This is a genomic window from Arthrobacter globiformis, assembly GCF_046536215.2.
Classification (GTDB): domain Bacteria; phylum Actinomycetota; class Actinomycetes; order Actinomycetales; family Micrococcaceae; genus Arthrobacter; species Arthrobacter globiformis_E.
In genome coordinates, this window is the sequence record NZ_CM143421.1 from 4,495,249 (window position 1) to 4,513,356 (window position 18,108).

Genomic DNA, 18,108 nt, shown 5'->3' on the forward strand with positions numbered 1-18,108 from the left:
GTCAGTTTCCTTCCTGGATGGCGATGTTGCTCACGGTGCCGTCGATTTGGAGGATCAGGCGCGCGCCGGGTTTGTCCGAGTTGTAGCTGCTTTGCCGGGAGGTGATGCCGCCCCGGCTGTCCGTGCCCTCGTTCAGGTTGCCCAGGGTCATGTCGGCCCGGACATCCACCGGCACGGTGCGCGGGATGATGACCGTCACGTTGCTTGCCGTGGCGTCGAGGGGAATCACGACGTCGGTGCTTAGGGGCGGGTTCAGGTTCAGGCCGGTCAGGTCCACAGTTCCCCGGCCCCCGGTGATCTGGAAGCCCTGGCGGGCCTGCTCGAGGGTGACGGGGTTCCAGTCCGCGTTCTGGAAGCGGAACCGGTCACCGTTGGGCACGGCGCTGAAGATGCCGCCGACGATGAGCGCCACCACGGCGAAGAACCCGAGGACACCCGAGGTCCTGCCGCGCATCCCGGCCAGCAGGATGCCAAGTCCCAGGACCGCCGCGCCGGCTGCCCAGACCACGGCGTTGGCTGAATCGCCGAGATCAATCAGGTTGCCGGCGTCGAGCGCTTTGAGCGTTCCGCCAGCCAGCAGCGCCAGTCCTGCGGTGATGGCTACGGCCGGAGCGCCGGGGCCGCTGGGCCGCGACTTGGGTGCCGGTGTGGGGACCGGAACCGGAGCTGGCCGGCGCGGTGGAAGGCCGCCGCCGTAGGGGGCTGTGGGGGCTCCAGAGCCGTATGGGGTCGCCTGGCTGTATGACGGGATGGCGTCCGGGGTCGGCGGCACCGTGTAGGGCTGGGAAGCCGTAGGACTGCCTGCAGCGAAGGAGGAGGACGGGAACGTGGACGTTCCGGTTGTGCCAGCCACTGTCGGGCTGCCGGGAGCGGCGTAACCATAGGCGGCCCGGCCTCCGGCGGCGCTGCCCATCGGTGCTCCGCTGCGGTTCTTGTTCCGCTGGGTCAGGAAATAGATCAGGTAGATGATGCCGCCGATCCAGAACAGTGCCCAGAAGAAGCCGAAGCCGTCGTGGCCCCATCCCCAGAAGCCGCCGCCTATGCCGGTGAGGCCGACGATCGAGGTGATGAGTGCACCCGTCATGCCGGTGCTCCAGCGGCCGGCGCCTGCTTCCTGGGTGTGGATCCGGCCGTCGGGCTCGGGCAGCAGGGCCCAGCCGAGGCCGTACAGGAGGACGCCGATGCCCGCGAACAGCGTCAGCACGATAAAGATGCCGCGCACGATCAGGGGGTCGATGCCCATCCTTTCCGCGATGCCGCTCGAGACGCCGCCGATCCAGCGGTCGCGCCCCCGGTGGATGCCGTGGCTGCGGATCCAGTCGAAGAAGTTCAGCGGCTGGGCGGCGCGGCCGTAGCCGGCACCGTAAGCGGGGCCGCCGAAGGAGGGCCCGGCGTGGGCTCCGGTGTGCGTTCCGGAAGGCGGGGTGTCTCCAGCGGAAGCGTGCGGCGGCTCGTCCTCGGCGGGAGTCGGGAACAGCGGCTCCGTCGGGTTCTCCGGCGCAGCATGACTTACCGGCTCAGGATTTTCCGGCAGTACGGGGTGCTCCGGTTCCTGGCCGGTGTTGCCCTCGGACGGGGTGCCCGGCTGCTGGCCTTCATTGGGGTTGGGGTTCTGCGAGTTCATACCTCGATCTTGCCGTTTGTACTGGTCAGTCCTCTATTGGGGAACACCCTGAGCCGTCCCTGACTTACCCCGGGATCACCCTCACAACGGGGCCCGGGAACCCTGATCCGTGTTTGGATTGATGCATGACCACAGCCCCCGCCCGCCCGCCTCTGGTCCGCAGCAGCGACCGCGTGATCGCAGGCGTCTGCTCCGGCCTGGCGGTCCATCTTGGCTGGCCCGTGCGCATGGTCCGGATTGGCATGGTGGTCGCAGCCTTCGCCGGTGGCGCGGGGCTCGCGTTCTACGCGTGGCTGTGGATCATGGTTCCCACCGCGGACGAGAACGCCAAGCGCAATGCCCGCCGCCCGGCGTCGCCCATTGCCCCCGCCGTGAGCCTGCCGCCGGTCAGCTTTGAGTCCGGCCCGGCCCCCGCTTTTTCACCGGGCACAGTCCCGTCACCAGGAATTGTTTCCTCACCTGCCATCCCCCCTTCTTCGGGGGAGTACGGCGCCGGGTCCCCCTCCCGGCCCCCGGCGCCTGCCGCCGCTCCCGGGGCCGGCGCATGGTTCCGGATCCGGAGCATGCGCTACGGCAAGGAGATTCTGCTGGGCGCCGGGCTCCTGCTCGTGGCCGCGATCCTGATCGCCAGGCTGCTGGGCGTGGAGGTGCCCCTCGGCACGCTGATCCCGGCAGCAGCGATCCTGGGCGGCGCGGCGATTGCCTGGATGCAGCTGGATGAAACCCGCCGGGCCGGGCTGGTGGACAAAACCAAGGCGGACCAGGCCGGCGGCTGGGCGCGGCTGGCTGCGGGCCTCGCCCTCGTGGTGGCCGGGGTGCTGGTCATGGTGTCGGGGTCCGGTTCATGGCAGCAGACCTGGCTCGCGCTCCTCGCGTCCGTGGCCGTGCTGGGCGGCGTGGCGCTGGTGCTGCTGCCCTGGGGCCTGAAGTTCTGGCGCGACCTCGAGACTGAACGGGCCGGACGCGTGCGGGAGACAGAGCGGGCCGAGATCGCCGCCCACCTGCACGACTCCGTCCTCCAGACGCTTGCCCTGATCCAGCGCCGGGCCGGCAACGAGCACGACGTCGTCCGCCTGGCCCGGGCCCAGGAGCGCGAGCTGCGGGGCTGGCTCTTCAAGGACCCCGCCCGCGACGCCGGCCAGCTCTCGGACCGGATCAAGGCCGCCGCCGCCGAGGTCGAGGACGGCCTCGGAAACGCCGTCGACGTCGTGACCGTGGGCGACACGGAGATGACCGAACGCCACGAGGCGCTGGTGCAGGCCAGCCGCGAAGCCATGCTGAACGCTGCCCGCCACGGCGGGGGTCCCGTTTCCGTCTACCTCGAGGTGTCCGACGACGGCGCGGAAGTTTTCGTCAAGGACCGCGGCCCGGGCTTCGAACTGAACACGGTCCCGCACGACAGGCTGGGCGTGCGCGAATCAATTATTGGCCGGATGAAACGGCACGGCGGCAACGCCGTCATCAACAGCGGACCCGACGGCACGGAGGTGCGCCTCAGGCTGCCTGCGGACGTCGCGGACAACGGGGAAGGGAAGTCATGACTACACCGGCAGGGGCAGGCCCGGCGGGAAGAAGCGTGCGGGTGGTGATCGTGGATGACCACGCGATTTTCCGGTCCGGCCTGAAGGCTGACCTGGATCCGAGCTTGGTGGTGGTCGGCGAGGCCGGCACCGTGGAGCAGGCCGTCGAGGTTATTGCCGCCGCACGGCCCGACGTCGTCCTGCTGGACGTGCACCTGCCCGGCGGCCGCGGCGGGGGAGGGCGGGAAGTCATCACCGGTTCCGCGGCCCTGCTGGGGACCACCCGGTTCCTTGCCCTGAGTGTGTCCGATGCCGCCGAGGACGTGGTGGCCGTGATCCGAGCCGGTGCCCGCGGCTATGTTACGAAGACGATTTCCGGTGCGGAGATCACGGATGCCGTGTTCCGGGTAGCCGGCGGCGACGCCGTGTTCTCCCCGCGGCTGGCGGGCTTCGTCCTGGACGCGTTCGGCACCGCCCCGGCGGATATCGCCGACGACGAACTGGACAAGCTCTCCGCCCGCGAACTCGAGGTGATGCGGCTGATCGCCCGCGGCTACAGCTACAAAGAGGTGGCCAAGGAGCTCTTCATCTCGATCAAGACCGTCGAAACCCACGTCTCGGCCGTACTCCGGAAACTGCAGTTGTCCAGCCGCCACGAACTGACCAAGTGGGCCGCCGAACGCCGCCTGCTCTAGCCAGACGCCCGATCACTTCCTGCCGTCTTTCCCCAACGCCCGATCACTTCCTGCCGCCTTTTCCCAAACGCTCCTGCAGATCCTGCCGCTAAAACGCAAACGCTCCCGCACCGAAGATTTTCGGTGCGAGAGCGTTTGGGGATTTCCTGCAGGAAGTGAGAGAGGATCCGTATCTTTCCGGCAGGATGCGATCGAGCGTTTGGGTTACTGCGCCTTGCCGAGGAACTCCTGCAGGCGGCCGACGCCGGTGGCGAGGTCCTCGTCACCCAGGGCGTAGGAGAGCCGCAGGTAGCCCGACGGTCCGAAGGCTTCACCCGGAACCACGGCGACCTCCACCTCGTCCAGGATCAGCGCGGCCAGCGCTGCCGAAGTTTCCGGGCGGACGGTGCCGTTCGCCGTCGGAAATTCCTTACCCAGCAGCGCGCGGACGTCCGCGTACACGTAAAAGGCACCCTTCGGCGTCGGGCATTCAACGCCCTCAATCGCGTTGAGCCCCTCCACGATGGCCTTCCGGCGGCGGTCGAAGGCGACCTTCATCTCGTCCACCGCGGTGAGCGGGCCGGAGACAGCCGCCAGGGCCGCGATCTGCGGGATGTTGGACACGTTGGAGGTGGCGTGCGACTGCAGGTTGGTGGCGGCCTTGATGACGTCGGCCGGGCCGATCATCCAGCCCACGCGCCAGCCGGTCATCGCATACGTCTTGGCAACACCGTTGAGGATCACTACCTTGTCGCCCAGTTCGGGGGCGGCGGTGGCGATGGAGGTGAACGGAACGCCGTCGTACGTCAGGTGCTCGTAGATCTCGTCGGTGACCACCCACAGGCCCTTGGCGGCGGCCCACTTGCCGATCTCGGCGACCTGCTCGGGCGAGTACACGGAGCCGGTGGGGTTCGACGGCGAGACGAACAGCAGGATCTTCGTGCGGTCGGTGACGGCTGCTTCGAGCTGCTCCACGGTCACCAGGTAGTCCTGCTCCGGGCCGGCGAAGACCTCCACCGGGACACCGCCGGCGAGGCGGATGGCCTCGGGGTAGGTGGTCCAGAACGGCGTGGGGACAATCACTTCGTCGCCCGGATCCACCAGCGTGGCGAACGTGTTGTAGACGGCCTGCTTGCCGCCGTTGGTGACCAGCACCTGGGACGGGTCGGCTTTGTAGCCGGAATCCCGGAACGTCTTCTCAGCGATGGCCTTCTTCAGCTCAGGCAGGCCGCCGGCGGGAGAGTAACGGTGGTACTTCGGCTGGCTGGCGGCCTCGATGGCGGCCTGGACGATGTAGTCCGGAGTGGGGAAGTCGGGCTCGCCCGCACCGAAGCCAATCACCGGCCGGCCGGCCGCCTTCAGCGCCTTGGCCTTGGCGTCGACAGCCAGGGTGGCGGATTCGGCAATGGCGGAAATGCGTTGGGAAACGCGGGCGGAAGACATGGCGGGTCCGTTCTTCGCTGGCAGCTGGTGAGCTGAATGGTGGATTTCGACGGAATCTACTCTATGCTGTTCACCGGATCGTTCGAGGTGGAACACGGATTTGTGACTGCGGTGCGGCGCAGATCCAGAAGCTGAAAACGGTCCGAAACGAGGCTGGTTCGACGTAAGCGCAGTTGTTGCGTAGACTAGTTCTCCGGTGTTGAAAACACGGATGATGGCGTGCGCCCCTGATGACCTTGGGGAAAGTGCGGCTTCCACCTGTTTTTGATCCATAGGGTAGTGGCGCAATTGGTAGCGCAGCGGTCTCCAAAACCGCAGGTTGCAGGTTCGAGTCCTGTCTGCCCTGCGCAGGCTGTTCCGGCGAAAAGCCGGAGCAAGCGCAGCAAACAAAGGTTCAGTTCAGAGCCGGGTAATCCGACTTGCGAGGATGAGTGAGGAACAGGTGACCGAAACAGCTGCAAGCAGCTCCAAGGGCCGCCCTGCAAAGAAGGCCGCCAAGGCCGGTTTCTTCGCTCGCATCGCACTCTTCATCCGCCAGGTCATTGGCGAACTGAAGAAGGTCGTCGCCCCCACCCGCAAGGAACTGATCAACTACACGCTCGTGGTGCTCGTATTCGTAGTCATCATGATGGTGGTCGTCACTCTGCTGGACCTGGCGTTCGGCACCGCGGTGAACTGGGTCTTCAACGGTACAGGCACCGGGAACCGCTAAGGCGATCGGTCCGCAGACCGCGTGGACTCCCGGCCGTTCATTCGGCAGGGGCTGCGGGGTGTGCGGAATTGAGCCATTTAAGTAGGCAATTAGCAATGAGGAAGCAGGAGACCAAGTGTCTGAGCAGGAGCTCGAGGTAACTGAGACTGAGCTGGATGAAACCCAGAACCCCGCGGCTGAGTCCGCTGAGGGCTCCGAGGTTGAGTCTGCTGCGCCCGATTCCGAAGGCGACGCCGATTACGACGCCGCCGCCGAGGCTGACGCCGACGACGTGACCGAAGAGGACGCTGAAGAAAGCGATTCCGAAGAAGGCGACGCCGAGGAAGGCGCCGAAGGGACCGACGTCCTGGCCGCTGCCGCCGCCCAGGCCACCGACCCGGCCGAAGAGTTCAAGTCCAAGCTGCGCCGCCAGGAAGGTGACTGGTACGTCATCCACTCCTACGCCGGCTACGAGAACCGCGTCAAGGCCAACCTTGAGACCCGCATCCAGACCCTGGATATGGAAGATTACATCTTCGAAATCCAGGTTCCGATGGAAGAAGTCGTTGAGATCAAGAACGCTCAGCGCAAGGTCATCAACCGCGTCCGCATCCCCGGCTACGTGCTGGTCCGCATGGACCTGACCGACGCCTCGTGGGGCGCCGTCCGCCACACCCCCGGTGTCACCGGCTTCGTGGGCAACGCCCACAACCCCGTGCCGCTGCGCCTCGATGAGGTCTTCTCCATGCTCGCCCCGGTCTTCGAAGAGGAGCAGGCGGAGAAGGGCAAGCCGGCCAAGCAGGCTGCCGCCCCGGTTAACGTCGACTTCGAGGTCGGCGAGTCGGTCATCGTGAAGGAAGGCCCGTTCGAGACCCTTCCCGCCACGATCTCCGAGATCAAGGTGGATTCCCAGACCCTCGTGGTGCTGGTGTCCATCTTCGAACGCGAGACCCCGGTCACGCTGGCCTTCAACCAGGTCACCAAGATCTAGCTGATCACCACAGAATTCGTTCCGGAGCGGCCCGCTTTAGCAGTTCCGGAACGGCCGACCGCCTCGCCATGGCGGTCAACCACCTGAGGCACGCTCCTGTGTCCCAGGACGCATTTGAGAGAAGGACCCTACATTGGCTCCCAAGAAGAAGGTCACCGGCCTCATCAAGCTGCAGATCCAGGCAGGTGCCGCTAACCCGGCCCCGCCGATCGGTCCTGCGCTTGGCCAGCACGGTGTCAACATCATGGAATTCTGCAAGGCGTACAACGCTGCGACGGAAGCCCAGCGCGGCAACGTTATTCCTGTTGAAATCACCGTTTACGAAGACCGTTCGTTCACGTTCATCACCAAGACCCCGCCGGCTGCAGAGCTCATCAAGAAGGCTGCAGGCGTCGCCAAGGGTTCGGCTACCCCGCACACCGTCAAGGTTGCCAAGCTGACCCAGGCCCAGGTCAACGAGATCGCCTCCACCAAGATGGAAGACCTCAACGCAACCAGCCTCGAAGGCGCAGCGAAGATCATCGCCGGCACCGCCCGCTCCATGGGCATCACCGTCGAGGGTTAATTCCCACCGCTGATGCGGCGCCGGATCCGGGAAACCGGGAACGACGCCGGGCAGCACCGCCGGGAAACCGGCACCACTGAAAAATTGAAATGCCGCCAGTTCCGCACGGATAAAACCGCCGGACCAGCGGCTGTGGCAGGGCCCAGCGCGGTCCGCAGACCACAACTGCACAAGGAGAAATAAGCAGCATGGCAAAGCGCAGCAAAGCATATGAGGCAGCCGCCGCCAAGATCGACGCGGAGAAGTTCTACGCGCCGTTCGAGGCAGTAACGCTCGCCAAGGACACCAACCCGTCCAAGTTCGACGCCACCGTTGAGGTTGCCTTCCGCCTGGGCGTTGACCCCCGTAAGGCCGACCAGATGGTCCGCGGCACGGTCAACCTGCCCCACGGCACCGGTAAGACCGCCCGCGTCCTGGTGTTCGCCACGGGCGAGAAGGCCGAAGCAGCAATCGCTGCCGGCGCCGACTTCGTTGGTTCCGACGACCTGATCGAAAAGATCGCCGGCGGCTGGACCGACTTCGACGCAGCCGTTGCCACCCCTGACCTCATGGGCAAGGTTGGCCGCCTCGGTAAGGTCCTGGGTCCGCGTAACCTGATGCCGAACCCGAAGACCGGCACCGTCACCCCCGACGTCACCAAGGCTGTCAACGACATCAAGGGCGGCAAGATCGACTTCCGCGTCGACAAGCACTCCAACCTGCACTTCATCATCGGCAAGGTTTCCTTCGACGCCGTCAAGCTGGCCGAGAACTACGCCGCCGCCCTCGAAGAGGTGCTCCGCCTGAAGCCGTCCGCTTCCAAGGGCCGCTACATCCAGAAGGCAACGGTTGCCACCACGTTCGGTCCCGGCATCTCCGTTGACCCCAACGTCACCCGGGTTCTGACCGAAGCGTAAGCTTCCTGAACTCACGGCCGGATATCCGGCCGGTACCAAAGGACCGTCCGGCATTTGCCGGGCGGTCCTTTTGCGTTGGCGCCGGGCTTCGCGTTGCCGCTGAGGTGCGAAGCCTTGATGTTCGCAGCCTTGAAGCACGACGGCGGGACTCCAGCCATGCGCGCAGGCCGGCTTTTGGCGGGGTGCTGAAGCGCCGGCCCTGGCGGCAGTCCGCTGGCAGCCAGGGCACTCTGTCGGACGCAGGGCGTTGCGGTTAGGCTGATCCGGTGACGACGCCCTCCTACCGGATCGAGCCGCTTTTCCTGCCTGCGTCCCTTGACGCTGCCGACGCCACAGACTTCCTCGAGTTCAGCAGACTCAGCGACGAGCTGGTGCTGGAGACCTGGGGCAACCTGGACCGGGCAGCGCCCCGCAAGGCCAGGCTGGAGGGGTGGCGGGACGACGACTACGCGAAGCTCCGGCTCTTCTTCGTGCGGCTGGACGGCCGCATGGTGGCGAGGTCGTGGATACGGCTTACGCAACAGGAAAACCTGGAGGATGCGTTCGTCCGGGTGGACGTCCTCAACGAGTTCAGCGGCCGCGGCATCGGCCAGGCACTCCTTCGGCACGCGGAGGCACTGGCGGCGGAGGACGGCCGCAGCACCCTGCAGAGTTTCACCGAGCACGCGCCCGGGTTCGACCCCGACGGTGCGGGGATCCTGAAGCCCGGAACGGGTACGGGCGGTGTCCCGGCCGCGGCACGCGGCGTACGGTTCGCCGTTGCGGCCGGTTACACCCTCGAACAGGTGACGCGTTTCAGCGCACTGGACATGCCGCCGTCGGACGGTGTCCTGGACGCGCTGGAGGGCGAGGCTGCCGGCATCGCCGGTGACGGATACCAGATCCTCGGCTGGACGGACCGCTGCCCGGACGAGTACGTGGAGCAGATGGCCGTACTCATGTCGCGGATGAGCACGGATACCCCGGCCGGTGCGCTGCACTACGACGCCGAGGTGTGGGACGCCCGGCGTGTCCGGCACGTCGAGGACGAGTGGAAACGGACGGGCCTGGAGTCCCTGGTGGCAGTCGCCCGGCACAGGGGGAGCGGCGAGCTGGCAGCCTACTCCGTGCTGCAGCACTCGGGCGAAAAGCCGTGGCTGGCGGAACAGGATGACACCCTGGTGGCCAAGGCGCACCGCGGCCACCGGCTGGGGATGCTGGTGAAGGTGCTCAACCTCCGCCGGCTGCAGCAGGAGCATCCCGAAGTGGAGCGGGTCCTGACCTTTAACGCGGCAGAGAATGACCACATGCTGGCCATCAACCTGGCCCTGGGATTCCGTCCGGCGGGGTATGACGGTGAGTGGCAGCGCCGGCGCTAACCGGCATATGCTGGCGACGGATACACCGGGACTCAAGCCCGCAGCCTTGCAGGCGAGCGGCGGAAACGGCTGGGGATGATGGCAATAAAGGTGCGGATTGAGCGGCTGTATATTCCGGACTCCGTGGACGCTGCCGACGCTGCGGATTTCCTCGCCGCGGTGGAGGTGGGACGCAAGGTCCGGATGGATACCTGGGGGAGTGACGACCTCGCCTACACGCCACTGGAAAAGCTCCTCGAACTGGACGACCCCTACGAGCGCCAGGTGATCCTGGTGGCAAAGGTTGACGACGACATCGTTGGCACCGTGGACATCGCCCTTCCCCTGGCCGACAACCTGGACCTTGCCGAATTCACCCTGGACATCCTTCCCGAGTACCAGCGCCAGGGCGTCGGCAGGCAGCTGCTGGAGGCCGCCGAGCACTTCGCCCGGAACGAGGGCCGCACCATGATCCTGGTGGACACCAACCATCCCGGGGCCTCCCTGCATGAATTCGCGCCGGAGCAGCTGGTGCCCGGTTCGGGGCAGGGCTATGTGCCGCTGGGCAGCCGCGAGGTGGAGTTCGCCCAGCGCACCGGTTACACGCTGCAGCACATTGAGCAGTTCAGCTCGTGCGCGCTGCCGCTGGACAGCAAGCTGGTGGCGGAGCTCGAGGCGGAGGCCCAGGAAGCCAACAACGGCCGCTACCGGCTGCACCACTGGACCGACCGCTGCCCGGAACGGTGGCTGGAATCCGTGGCCGCCCTCGAAAACCAGGCCGGCGGTGACGCCGGGCCGGTGGAAGGGACCGATGACATGGTTTTCGACGCACGCATCCTGCGGGAAGCCGAGGAAGTCACCATCTCCCAGGGACGGCGGACGGTGGTGACCGCCGTCGAACATATCGCCACGGAAACACTCGTGGGGCTGACGACCATCAGCGTATTGGCACAGCGGCAGGACGTCGTGTTCCAGGACGACACCGTGGTGCTGCAGGCGCACCGCGGCAACAAGCTCGGCCTGCTCATCAAGGTGGCCAACATGGAGCGCCTCACCGAGCAGTTCCCTGCTGCGCGGGTGATCTACACGTGGAACGCACCGGAAAACCGGTACCTGCTCACGGTCAACCGCCAGCTCGGGTTCACGACGGCGGGAGTCACTGGGATCTGGCAGAAGGAACTGCCGGACCTGGGTCCGAGCAGGAGCTAGGTTTCCCTGGCAGTAGCTAGCCGATTTGGTTATCCGCCGAGCCGTCCCGTAAGCTTGAACTACCAAAGACCGTCGGTTGTTGGATTCCCACTCTTTCGAGCTCAGCTCAACTCTGCAGTTGTGTGCGGAAGAGCCAGTGGGTTTCCGGACGAAGGACCCTGAACGTAGGGCGGCCAGCGCAGGTGAACGAAGCAAAGTTCCGCTGTTTGAACAGCGTTGAGCCAAGCCCTGTGCATCTGCGCGGGGCGTTTTTAGTTTTAGCTCACCTGAGCGGGGACCCGGAATACCGGCACTATCCCCGGAAGGAGGGTTATGGCAACGCCTACCAAGGTTTCAGCAGTAGCTGAGATCACTAACGATTTCAAGGAATCGAACGCCGCTGTCCTGACCGAATACCGTGGGCTCACCGTTGCACAGCTCAAGCAGCTGCGTGTTTCTCTCGGCCAGGACACCAAGTTCGCGGTCGTCAAGAACACCCTGACCGCCATTGCAGCCAAGGAAGCTGGTGTCGAAGCATTCGACGGCCAGCTCGCCGGCCCCACTGCAATCGCGTTCATCAAGGGTGACGCTGTTGCAGCTGCCAAGAGCCTGACGGATTTTGCCAAGGCTAACAAGCAGCTGGTCATCAAGACCGGTTACTTCGAGGGCAAGGCACTGAACGCCAGCGAAGTTGCTGCCCTGGCAGCACTCGAGTCCCGCGAGCTGCAGCTCGCCAAGGTTGCAGGCGTCCTCAAGGCCCCTGCCGCTGCTGCTGCACGCATCATCGACGCACTGCGCCTCAAGCTTGAAGAAGAGAACGGTGCTCCGGCTGAAGCCGCAGCTCCCGCCGCTGAAGAAGCTCCGGCCGCAGAAGCAGCAGAGGCTCCGGCCGAAGCCGCTGCCGAAGAGAACTAACTCTCTCCCAAAAAGACTCCGGTGGAACGGAAGGCATTCAGCCCCCGGCCACCTTTATAGGAAGGACGCCAACCATGGCGAAGCTCAGCAACGAAGAGCTCATTGAAGCTTTCAAGGAACTGACCATCATCGAGCTCTCCGAGTTCGTCAAGCTCTTCGAAGAGACCTTCGAAGTTACCGCAGCTGCTGTTGCTGTTGCCGGCCCCGCTGCCGGTGGCGCTGCAGAAGAAGCTGAAGAGAAGACTGACTTCGACGTCATCCTCGAAGCTGCTGGCGACAAGAAGATCGCAGTGATCAAGGAAGTTCGCGCCATCACCTCCCTCGGCCTCAAGGAAGCCAAGGACCTGGTCGACGGTGCTCCCAAGGCTGTTCTCGAAGGCGCCACCAAGGAAGCTGCCGAGAAGGCAAAGGCTCAGCTCGAAGAAGCTGGCGCCACCGTTACCCTCAAGTAACATTGCTTTTCCGGGAATCCCCGTCCACTCCGGTGGGCGGGGATTCCTGCTCTTAACGGCAACGCGGGGTCACTTAGCGCCCAATCCAAGGGTCGAATTGGGCGGTAAGTGACCCCGCGTTGTTTTAGGGCGCCGTTGTTCTAGTTGGGTTCGCTGATGTCCGCGAGCACTGCGCCGAGGGCGGACACCAGGGCGTCGGCGTCCACGAAGGCGCTGTAGCCGTGCTGGCCCGCGCCCATGGAAATCCGCTTGCCGGCGATTGTCCGGTCCGCATAGACAGGCCAGGCTGTGGTGCTGCCGAGCGGCGTGATGGTGCCGCGCTCATAGCCGGTTGCCTCGAGCGCCACGTGGGCCGCCGGGAGCGAGAGCTTGTTAACACCCACGAGGCTCCGCAGCTTGGGCCACGAGATCTGGCGGTCGCCCGGGATGAGGGCAAAGAGGAAGCTGCCGTCCTTGTGCTTCACCACGAGGGACTTCACGATGTCCGCCGGGGTGATGCCAAGGATCTCCGCTGCCTCCTCCAGGCTGTGGGCCGCCAGCCGCTCGACGAGCTGGACGTCCAGCCCGCGCGCGGCGGCGTCGGCAAGGAAACGCTCCCTGCCGCCCGCTCCATTACCGCCCGACGCCGGAACGCCACTCATCAGTCGCGGAACAGCAGCAGCGCCTCGCCCTGGCCGCCGCCTCCGCAGAGCGAGACCGCTGCCTTGCCCTGGCCGCGCCGCTTCAGCTCGTGTGCAGCGTGGAGTGCCAGCCGCGCACCGGACGCGCCGATCGGGTGGCCAAGTGCGATGGCGCCGCCGTGGATGTTGCACTGCTCCAGCGGGTAGTCCAGATCCTTGAGGGACTGCACGGCCACCGAGCCGAACGCCTCATTGATCTCGATGAAGTCCAGGTCTGCGGTGCTCCAGCCGGCCCGGTCCAGTGCGTTCTGGATGGCGTTGGAGGGCTGGGAGTGGAGGGAGTTGTCCGGCCCGGCCACCTGCCCGGGCTTGCCCACAACGGCCAAGTACTCGAGGCCGTTCTCCTCCGCGAACTTCCGCGACGTCAGCACCAGGGCGGAGGCGCCGTCGGACAGGGGAGAGGAGTTGCCTGCGGTGATGGTGCCGTCGGTGACGAAGGCGGCCCGCAGGCCGGCCAGGGATTCAACGGTGGTGTCCGGTCGGACGCCCTCGTCGGTGGAGACCACCACGGGATCACCCTTGCGCTGCTTGACGCTGATCGGTGAGATCTCGTCGTCGAAAACGCCGTTCTTCGACGCGATCGCGGCGCGCTGGTGTGAATTGGCGGCCACGTTGTCCTGCGCCGTCCGGTCAATGCCGAGCGTCAGATTCTTGGATTCGGTGGACAGGCCCATCGACTGGCCGTCGAACGCATCGGTCAGCCCGTCGTGCGCCGCAACATCGAGCGCCTGGACGGTGCCGTAGTTCCAGCCCTGGCGGGAGCCGGGGAGGACGTGGGGCGCGCGCGTCATCGACTCCTGGCCGCCGGCGACGACGACTGTGGCGTCGCCGGCACGGATCATGCGCGCCGCGTCGATCACGGCAGTGAGCCCGGAGAGGCAGACCTTGTTGATGGTCACCGTGGGGACGTTCCAGCCGATGCCCGCGCCGATGGCGCTCTGGCGTGCCGGGTTCTGGCCGGCCCCGGCCTGCAGCACCTGGCCCATGATCACGGCGTCCACCCGATCGGCTTCCAGTCCGCTCGCCGCAATGGCCGCCTTGATGGCGTGAGCTCCGAGCTCGACGGCGGTGAAGCTCGCCAGTTGCCCGTTCAGCCGGCCCTGTGGGGTACGAGCGCCGGACAGGATGACAACGTCGCTGTTGTCCGCGGAGTTGCTCATGGATATTCTCTTCCGATCTTTTGGTCGATGGTTGGCCTAAGGGTATCGTGAGCCCGGTCACCTATCCATTCAACGCTGGGAAGGCGTGGAGCATTCCGGTTAGGTGCCCATGGCAACGGTGCTTGCTTTCTGCTGGCAAGTGGGGTAGACACGCGTGGGGTTTTGCCGTATCGTAGATATTTGCGTCTTCCCTGTTTACCTTCAGCCTTCATATAGCGGTGGGCTTAGCCTGTTAGCTGTTCCATCAATGTGCCGTGAACAACGTCACCAGCATGGGCAGAACCAGGTTCCGGGTCATATAGCGGAACCGGATGGTAGCACTGCGGAGTCACTTCGCAGGGTGAAAAGCGGGGGAGATCTGAAAACGCCTGAAGGTCTGTGGAAGGATCCCTCTTGGTCGCCTCGAGCACCTCTAATAACGAAACCGCTAACACGGCAAGCACCGATGGTGCGACTCGCCGGCTCTCATTCGCAAAGATTCACGAACCTCTTGACGTTCCGAATCTGCTTGCCCTGCAGACGGACAGCTTCGACTGGCTGGTCGGAAATGAACGCTGGCAGGCCCGCGTTGCGAAGGCCGTCGAAGAAGGCGACCTGAGCGTCGCCACCACCTCCGGTCTTTCCGACATCTTCGAAGAGATCTCCCCGATTGAGGACTTCCAGGGCACCATGTCCCTGAGCTTCTCCGATCCGGAGTTCGCTGATCCGAAGTACACCATGGCTGAATGCAAGGACCGGGACGCTACGTACTCGGCACCGCTGTATGTCAAGGCCGAATTCATGAACAACAACACGGGCGAAATCAAGCAGCAGACCGTGTTCATGGGTGACTTCCCGCTGATGACCGAGAAGGGCACCTTTGTCGTCAACGGCACCGAGCGTGTCGTCGTTTCCCAGCTGGTCCGTTCCCCGGGCGCCTACTTCGAGCGTGCCGCTGACAAGACCAGCGACAAGGACATCTTTACCGCAAAGATCATTCCGTCCCGCGGCGCCTGGTTCGAGCTCGAGATCGACAAGCGCGACCAGGTCGGCGTGCGCCTCGACCGCAAGCGCAAGCAGTCGGTCACGGTGCTGCTGAAGGCCCTCGGCTGGACCGAAGGCCAGATCCTCGAGGAGTTCGGCCAGTACGACTCCATGCGTGCAACGCTGGAGAAGGACGCCACCGAAACCCGCGAAGACGCCCTGCTGGACATCTACCGCAAGCTGCGTCCGGGCGAGCCGCCCACAGTCGAGGCTGCCCAGTCCCTGCTGGACAACCTGTACTTCAACTCCAAGCGCTACGATCTGGCCAAGGTTGGCCGCTACAAGATCAACCGCAAGCTTGGCATTGACCGCTCCCTTGGCGACAAGGAAGCCTCGGTCCTGCACGTTGAAGACATCGTGGCCATGATCAAGTTCCTCGTCGCCCTGCACGCCGGCGAGAAGACCATCATGGGCAAGCGCGACGGCGAAGACCACGAGCTGCGCGTCGAAATCGATGACATCGACCACTTCGGCAACCGCCGCATCCGCGCCGTGGGCGAGCTCATCGAGAACCAGGTTCGCACCGGCCTGTCCCGCATGGAGCGCGTCGTCCGCGAACGCATGACCACGCAGGACGTCGAGGCCATTACGCCGCAGACCCTGATCAACATCCGTCCCGTGGTGGCAGCCATCAAGGAGTTCTTCGGAACCTCCCAGCTGTCCCAGTTCATGGACCAGAACAACCCGCTCTCGGGTCTGACCCACAAGCGCCGCCTGTCCGCGCTGGGCCCGGGCGGTCTGTCCCGTGACCGTGCCGGCATGGAAGTCCGAGACGTCCACCCGTCCCACTACGGGCGTATGTGCCCCATCGAAACCCCTGAAGGCCCGAACATTGGTCTGATCGGTTCGCTGGCGTCCTACGGCCGAATCAACCCGTTCGGTTTCATCGAGACGCCGTACCGCCTGGTGAAGGACGGCGTCGTCTCCGACGACGTCCAGTACCTGACGGCCGACGACGAGGCAGAGGTCCTGATCGCACAGGCCAACGCTCCGCTCGACGAGACCAAGCGCTTCGCTGAAGAGACCGTCCTGGTCCGTGCCCGCGGTGGTGGAGGCGAGCCCGTGCTGGTTCCCGCCGCCGACGTTCAGTTCATGGACGTTTCCCCGCGCCAGATGGTGTCCGTGGCAACCGCACTGATCCCGTTCCTCGAGCACGACGACGCCAACCGCGCACTCATGGGTGCCAACATGCAGCGCCAGGCTGTGCCGCTGGTCCGTTCCGAAGCCCCGTTCGTGGGTACCGGCATGGAACGTGCTGCCGCCGTCGACGCCGGTGACGTCACCATCGCCAAGAAGGCCGGTGTGGTTACCGAGGTCTCCGCCGAGCTCGTCATCATGCTCAACGATGACGGCACGGAAACCAACTACCGCATCAACAAGTTCGCCCGCTCCAACCAGGGCAACTGCTACAACAACCGTGTCCTGGTGAACGAAGGCCAGCGCCTGGAAGTTGGCGGCATTATCGCCGACGGCCCGGCAACGGACCAGGGCGAGCTCGCCCTCGGTAAGAACCTCCTCGTGGCATTCATGTCGTGGGAAGGCCACAACTTCGAGGACGCCATCATCCTCTCGCAGCGCATCGTTGCCGAGGACGTTCTTTCCTCCATCCACATCGAGGAGCACGAGATCGATGCCCGCGACACCAAGCTTGGTGCCGAGGAAATCACCCGTGACATCCCCAACGTGTCCGAGGAAGTCCTGGCAGGCCTGGACGAGCGCGGCATCATCCACATCGGTGCCGAGGTTGAAGCCGGCGACATCCTGGTCGGAAAGGTCACCCCGAAGGGTGAAACCGAACTGACTCCGGAAGAGCGCCTGCTCCGCGCCATCTTCGGTGAGAAGTCCCGCGAAGTCCGCGACACCTCCCTGAAGGTTCCGCACGGCGAGTCCGGCACCGTCATCGGCGTGCGCGTCTTCGACCGCGACAACGACGACGAGCTGCCCCCGGGCGTCAACCAGCTGGTCCGCGTCTACGTGGCTGCCAAGCGTAAGATCACCGACGGCGACAAGCTCGCAGGCCGCCACGGCAACAAGGGTGTTATCTCCAAGATCCTCCCGGTCGAGGACATGCCCTTCCTTGCCGACGGCACCCCCGTTGACATCGTCCTGAACCCGCTGGGTGTTCCGGGCCGTATGAACGTCGGCCAGGTGCTGGAAACGCACCTTGGCTGGGTTGCCAAGACGGGCTGGAAGATCGAAGGCGAGCCGGAGTGGGCCAAGCAGCTGCCGAACCTGCCGCGCGAGAGTGGCCAGACCACTGTTGCAACGCCGGTCTTCGACGGCGCCCGCGAAGAGGAAATCACGGGCCTGCTGGACTCCACCAACGTGACCCGCGACGGTGACCGCCTGATCGACTCCTCGGGCAAGACGCGCCTGTTCGACGGCCGCTCCGGCGAGCCGTTCCCGGATCCGATCTCGGTCGGCTACATGTACATCCTGAAGCTCCACCACCTGGTGGACGACAAGATCCACGCCCGCTCCACCGGCCCGTACTCCATGATCACGCAGCAGCCGCTGGGTGGTAAGGCACAGTTCGGTGGCCAGCGCTTCGGTGAAATGGAAGTGTGGGCGCTCGAAGCTTATGGCGCCGCCTACACGCTCCAGGAACTGCTCACGATCAAGTCCGATGACATCCACGGCCGCGTGAAGGTCTACGAGGCGATCGTCAAGGGCGAGAACATCCCCGAGCCGGGTGTTCCCGAATCCTTCAAGGTGTTGATCAAGGAAATGCAGTCGCTGTGCCTGAACGTGGAAGTTCTTTCCACCGACGGAACCACGATTGAAATGCGTGACTCTGATGACGCAGTCTTCACGGCTGCGGAAGAACTGGGCATCGATCTGTCTCGTGCAGAGCCCAGCTCCGTAGAAGAGGTCTAAGGAGTACGACGGCGGGTGACCGCCCGCCGTCGTCCCCTCCCTCTACCCGCAACCAAGACTTCAGAATTTAGA

General features: G+C 65.0%; 15 protein-coding genes and 1 tRNA gene. 12 read left to right on the forward strand and 4 right to left on the reverse strand.

Annotation, left to right across the window (positions count from 1 at the left end; translation table 11 throughout):
- Nucleotide 1: 1 nt before the first annotated feature.
- Complete coding sequence (locus R5O87_RS20380; RefSeq protein WP_410554829.1) at nucleotides 2-1,624, reverse strand: PspC domain-containing protein; 1,623 nt, start codon at nucleotides 1,622-1,624, stop codon at nucleotides 2-4.
- A 125-nt stretch (nucleotides 1,625-1,749) separates the two neighbouring features.
- Between R5O87_RS20380 and R5O87_RS20385 the strand changes: the two genes are divergently transcribed.
- Nucleotides 1,750-3,165, forward strand: coding sequence for an ATP-binding protein (locus tag R5O87_RS20385; protein ID WP_462836344.1), 1,416 nt, complete (start codon nucleotides 1,750-1,752; stop codon nucleotides 3,163-3,165).
- On the forward strand, nucleotides 3,162-3,839 hold the full coding sequence (locus tag R5O87_RS20390; RefSeq protein ID WP_410554828.1) for a LuxR C-terminal-related transcriptional regulator: 678 nt from the start codon (nucleotides 3,162-3,164) through the stop codon (nucleotides 3,837-3,839). The genes R5O87_RS20385 and R5O87_RS20390 overlap by 4 nt, the downstream gene beginning before the upstream one ends.
- A 204-nt stretch (nucleotides 3,840-4,043) precedes the next feature.
- Here the strand turns inward: R5O87_RS20390 and R5O87_RS20395 are convergent, their stop codons facing one another.
- A complete protein-coding gene (locus tag R5O87_RS20395; RefSeq protein WP_410554827.1) occupies nucleotides 4,044-5,261 on the reverse strand; it encodes a pyridoxal phosphate-dependent aminotransferase in 1,218 nt (405 codons plus the stop codon).
- A 273-nt stretch (nucleotides 5,262-5,534) separates the two neighbouring features.
- Between R5O87_RS20395 and R5O87_RS20400 the strand changes: the two genes are divergently transcribed.
- The 9 genes from R5O87_RS20400 (at nucleotide 5,535) to rplL (ending at nucleotide 12,296) form a co-directional block, all read left to right on the forward strand.
- Nucleotides 5,535-5,607, forward strand: a tRNA-Trp gene (locus R5O87_RS20400).
- An 81-nt stretch (nucleotides 5,608-5,688) separates the two neighbouring features.
- A complete protein-coding gene (gene secE, locus R5O87_RS20405; RefSeq protein ID WP_410554826.1) occupies nucleotides 5,689-5,973 on the forward strand; it encodes a preprotein translocase subunit SecE in 285 nt (94 codons plus the stop codon).
- Nucleotides 5,974-6,088: 115 nt separating this feature from the next.
- Complete coding sequence (gene nusG, locus R5O87_RS20410; RefSeq protein WP_410554825.1) at nucleotides 6,089-6,943, forward strand: transcription termination/antitermination protein NusG; 855 nt, start codon at nucleotides 6,089-6,091, stop codon at nucleotides 6,941-6,943.
- A gap of 133 nt (nucleotides 6,944-7,076) precedes the next feature.
- Nucleotides 7,077-7,508, forward strand: coding sequence for a 50S ribosomal protein L11 (rplK, locus tag R5O87_RS20415; RefSeq protein ID WP_003803853.1), 432 nt, complete (start codon nucleotides 7,077-7,079; stop codon nucleotides 7,506-7,508).
- A gap of 188 nt (nucleotides 7,509-7,696) precedes the next feature.
- Nucleotides 7,697-8,404, forward strand: coding sequence for a 50S ribosomal protein L1 (gene rplA, locus R5O87_RS20420; protein WP_410554824.1), 708 nt, complete (start codon nucleotides 7,697-7,699; stop codon nucleotides 8,402-8,404).
- 266 nt (nucleotides 8,405-8,670) lie between these two features.
- The gene (locus R5O87_RS20425; protein WP_410554823.1) at nucleotides 8,671-9,762 is read left to right on the forward strand and encodes a GNAT family N-acetyltransferase; all 1,092 of its coding nucleotides are present in this window, start codon (nucleotides 8,671-8,673) and stop codon (nucleotides 9,760-9,762) included.
- A gap of 78 nt (nucleotides 9,763-9,840) precedes the next feature.
- Nucleotides 9,841-10,950: a GNAT family N-acetyltransferase gene (locus R5O87_RS20430; RefSeq protein ID WP_410554933.1), complete on the forward strand. Its 1,110-nt coding sequence runs from the start codon at nucleotides 9,841-9,843 to the stop codon at nucleotides 10,948-10,950.
- 312 nt (nucleotides 10,951-11,262) lie between these two features.
- Complete coding sequence (gene rplJ, locus R5O87_RS20435) at nucleotides 11,263-11,844, forward strand: 50S ribosomal protein L10 (RefSeq protein WP_076801202.1); 582 nt, start codon at nucleotides 11,263-11,265, stop codon at nucleotides 11,842-11,844.
- A 74-nt stretch (nucleotides 11,845-11,918) separates the two neighbouring features.
- Nucleotides 11,919-12,296, forward strand: a complete 378-nt coding sequence (rplL, locus tag R5O87_RS20440; RefSeq protein WP_410554822.1) for a 50S ribosomal protein L7/L12 — start codon at nucleotides 11,919-11,921, stop codon at nucleotides 12,294-12,296.
- A 140-nt stretch (nucleotides 12,297-12,436) separates the two neighbouring features.
- Here the strand turns inward: rplL and R5O87_RS20445 are convergent, their stop codons facing one another.
- Entirely contained in the window at nucleotides 12,437-12,937 is a 501-nt protein-coding gene (locus R5O87_RS20445) for an aminoacyl-tRNA deacylase (protein ID WP_410554821.1), read from the reverse strand.
- Entirely contained in the window at nucleotides 12,937-14,136 is a 1,200-nt protein-coding gene (locus R5O87_RS20450; protein WP_410554820.1) for an acetyl-CoA C-acetyltransferase, read from the reverse strand. The genes R5O87_RS20445 and R5O87_RS20450 overlap by 1 nt, the downstream gene beginning before the upstream one ends.
- A gap of 393 nt (nucleotides 14,137-14,529) precedes the next feature.
- Here R5O87_RS20450 and rpoB point away from each other — a divergent pair, with 393 nt between their 5' ends.
- Nucleotides 14,530-18,036 (forward strand): DNA-directed RNA polymerase subunit beta, encoded by a 3,507-nt coding sequence (rpoB, locus tag R5O87_RS20455; RefSeq protein ID WP_410554819.1) that lies wholly within the window; start codon nucleotides 14,530-14,532, stop codon nucleotides 18,034-18,036.
- Nucleotides 18,037-18,108 lie beyond the last annotated feature (72 nt).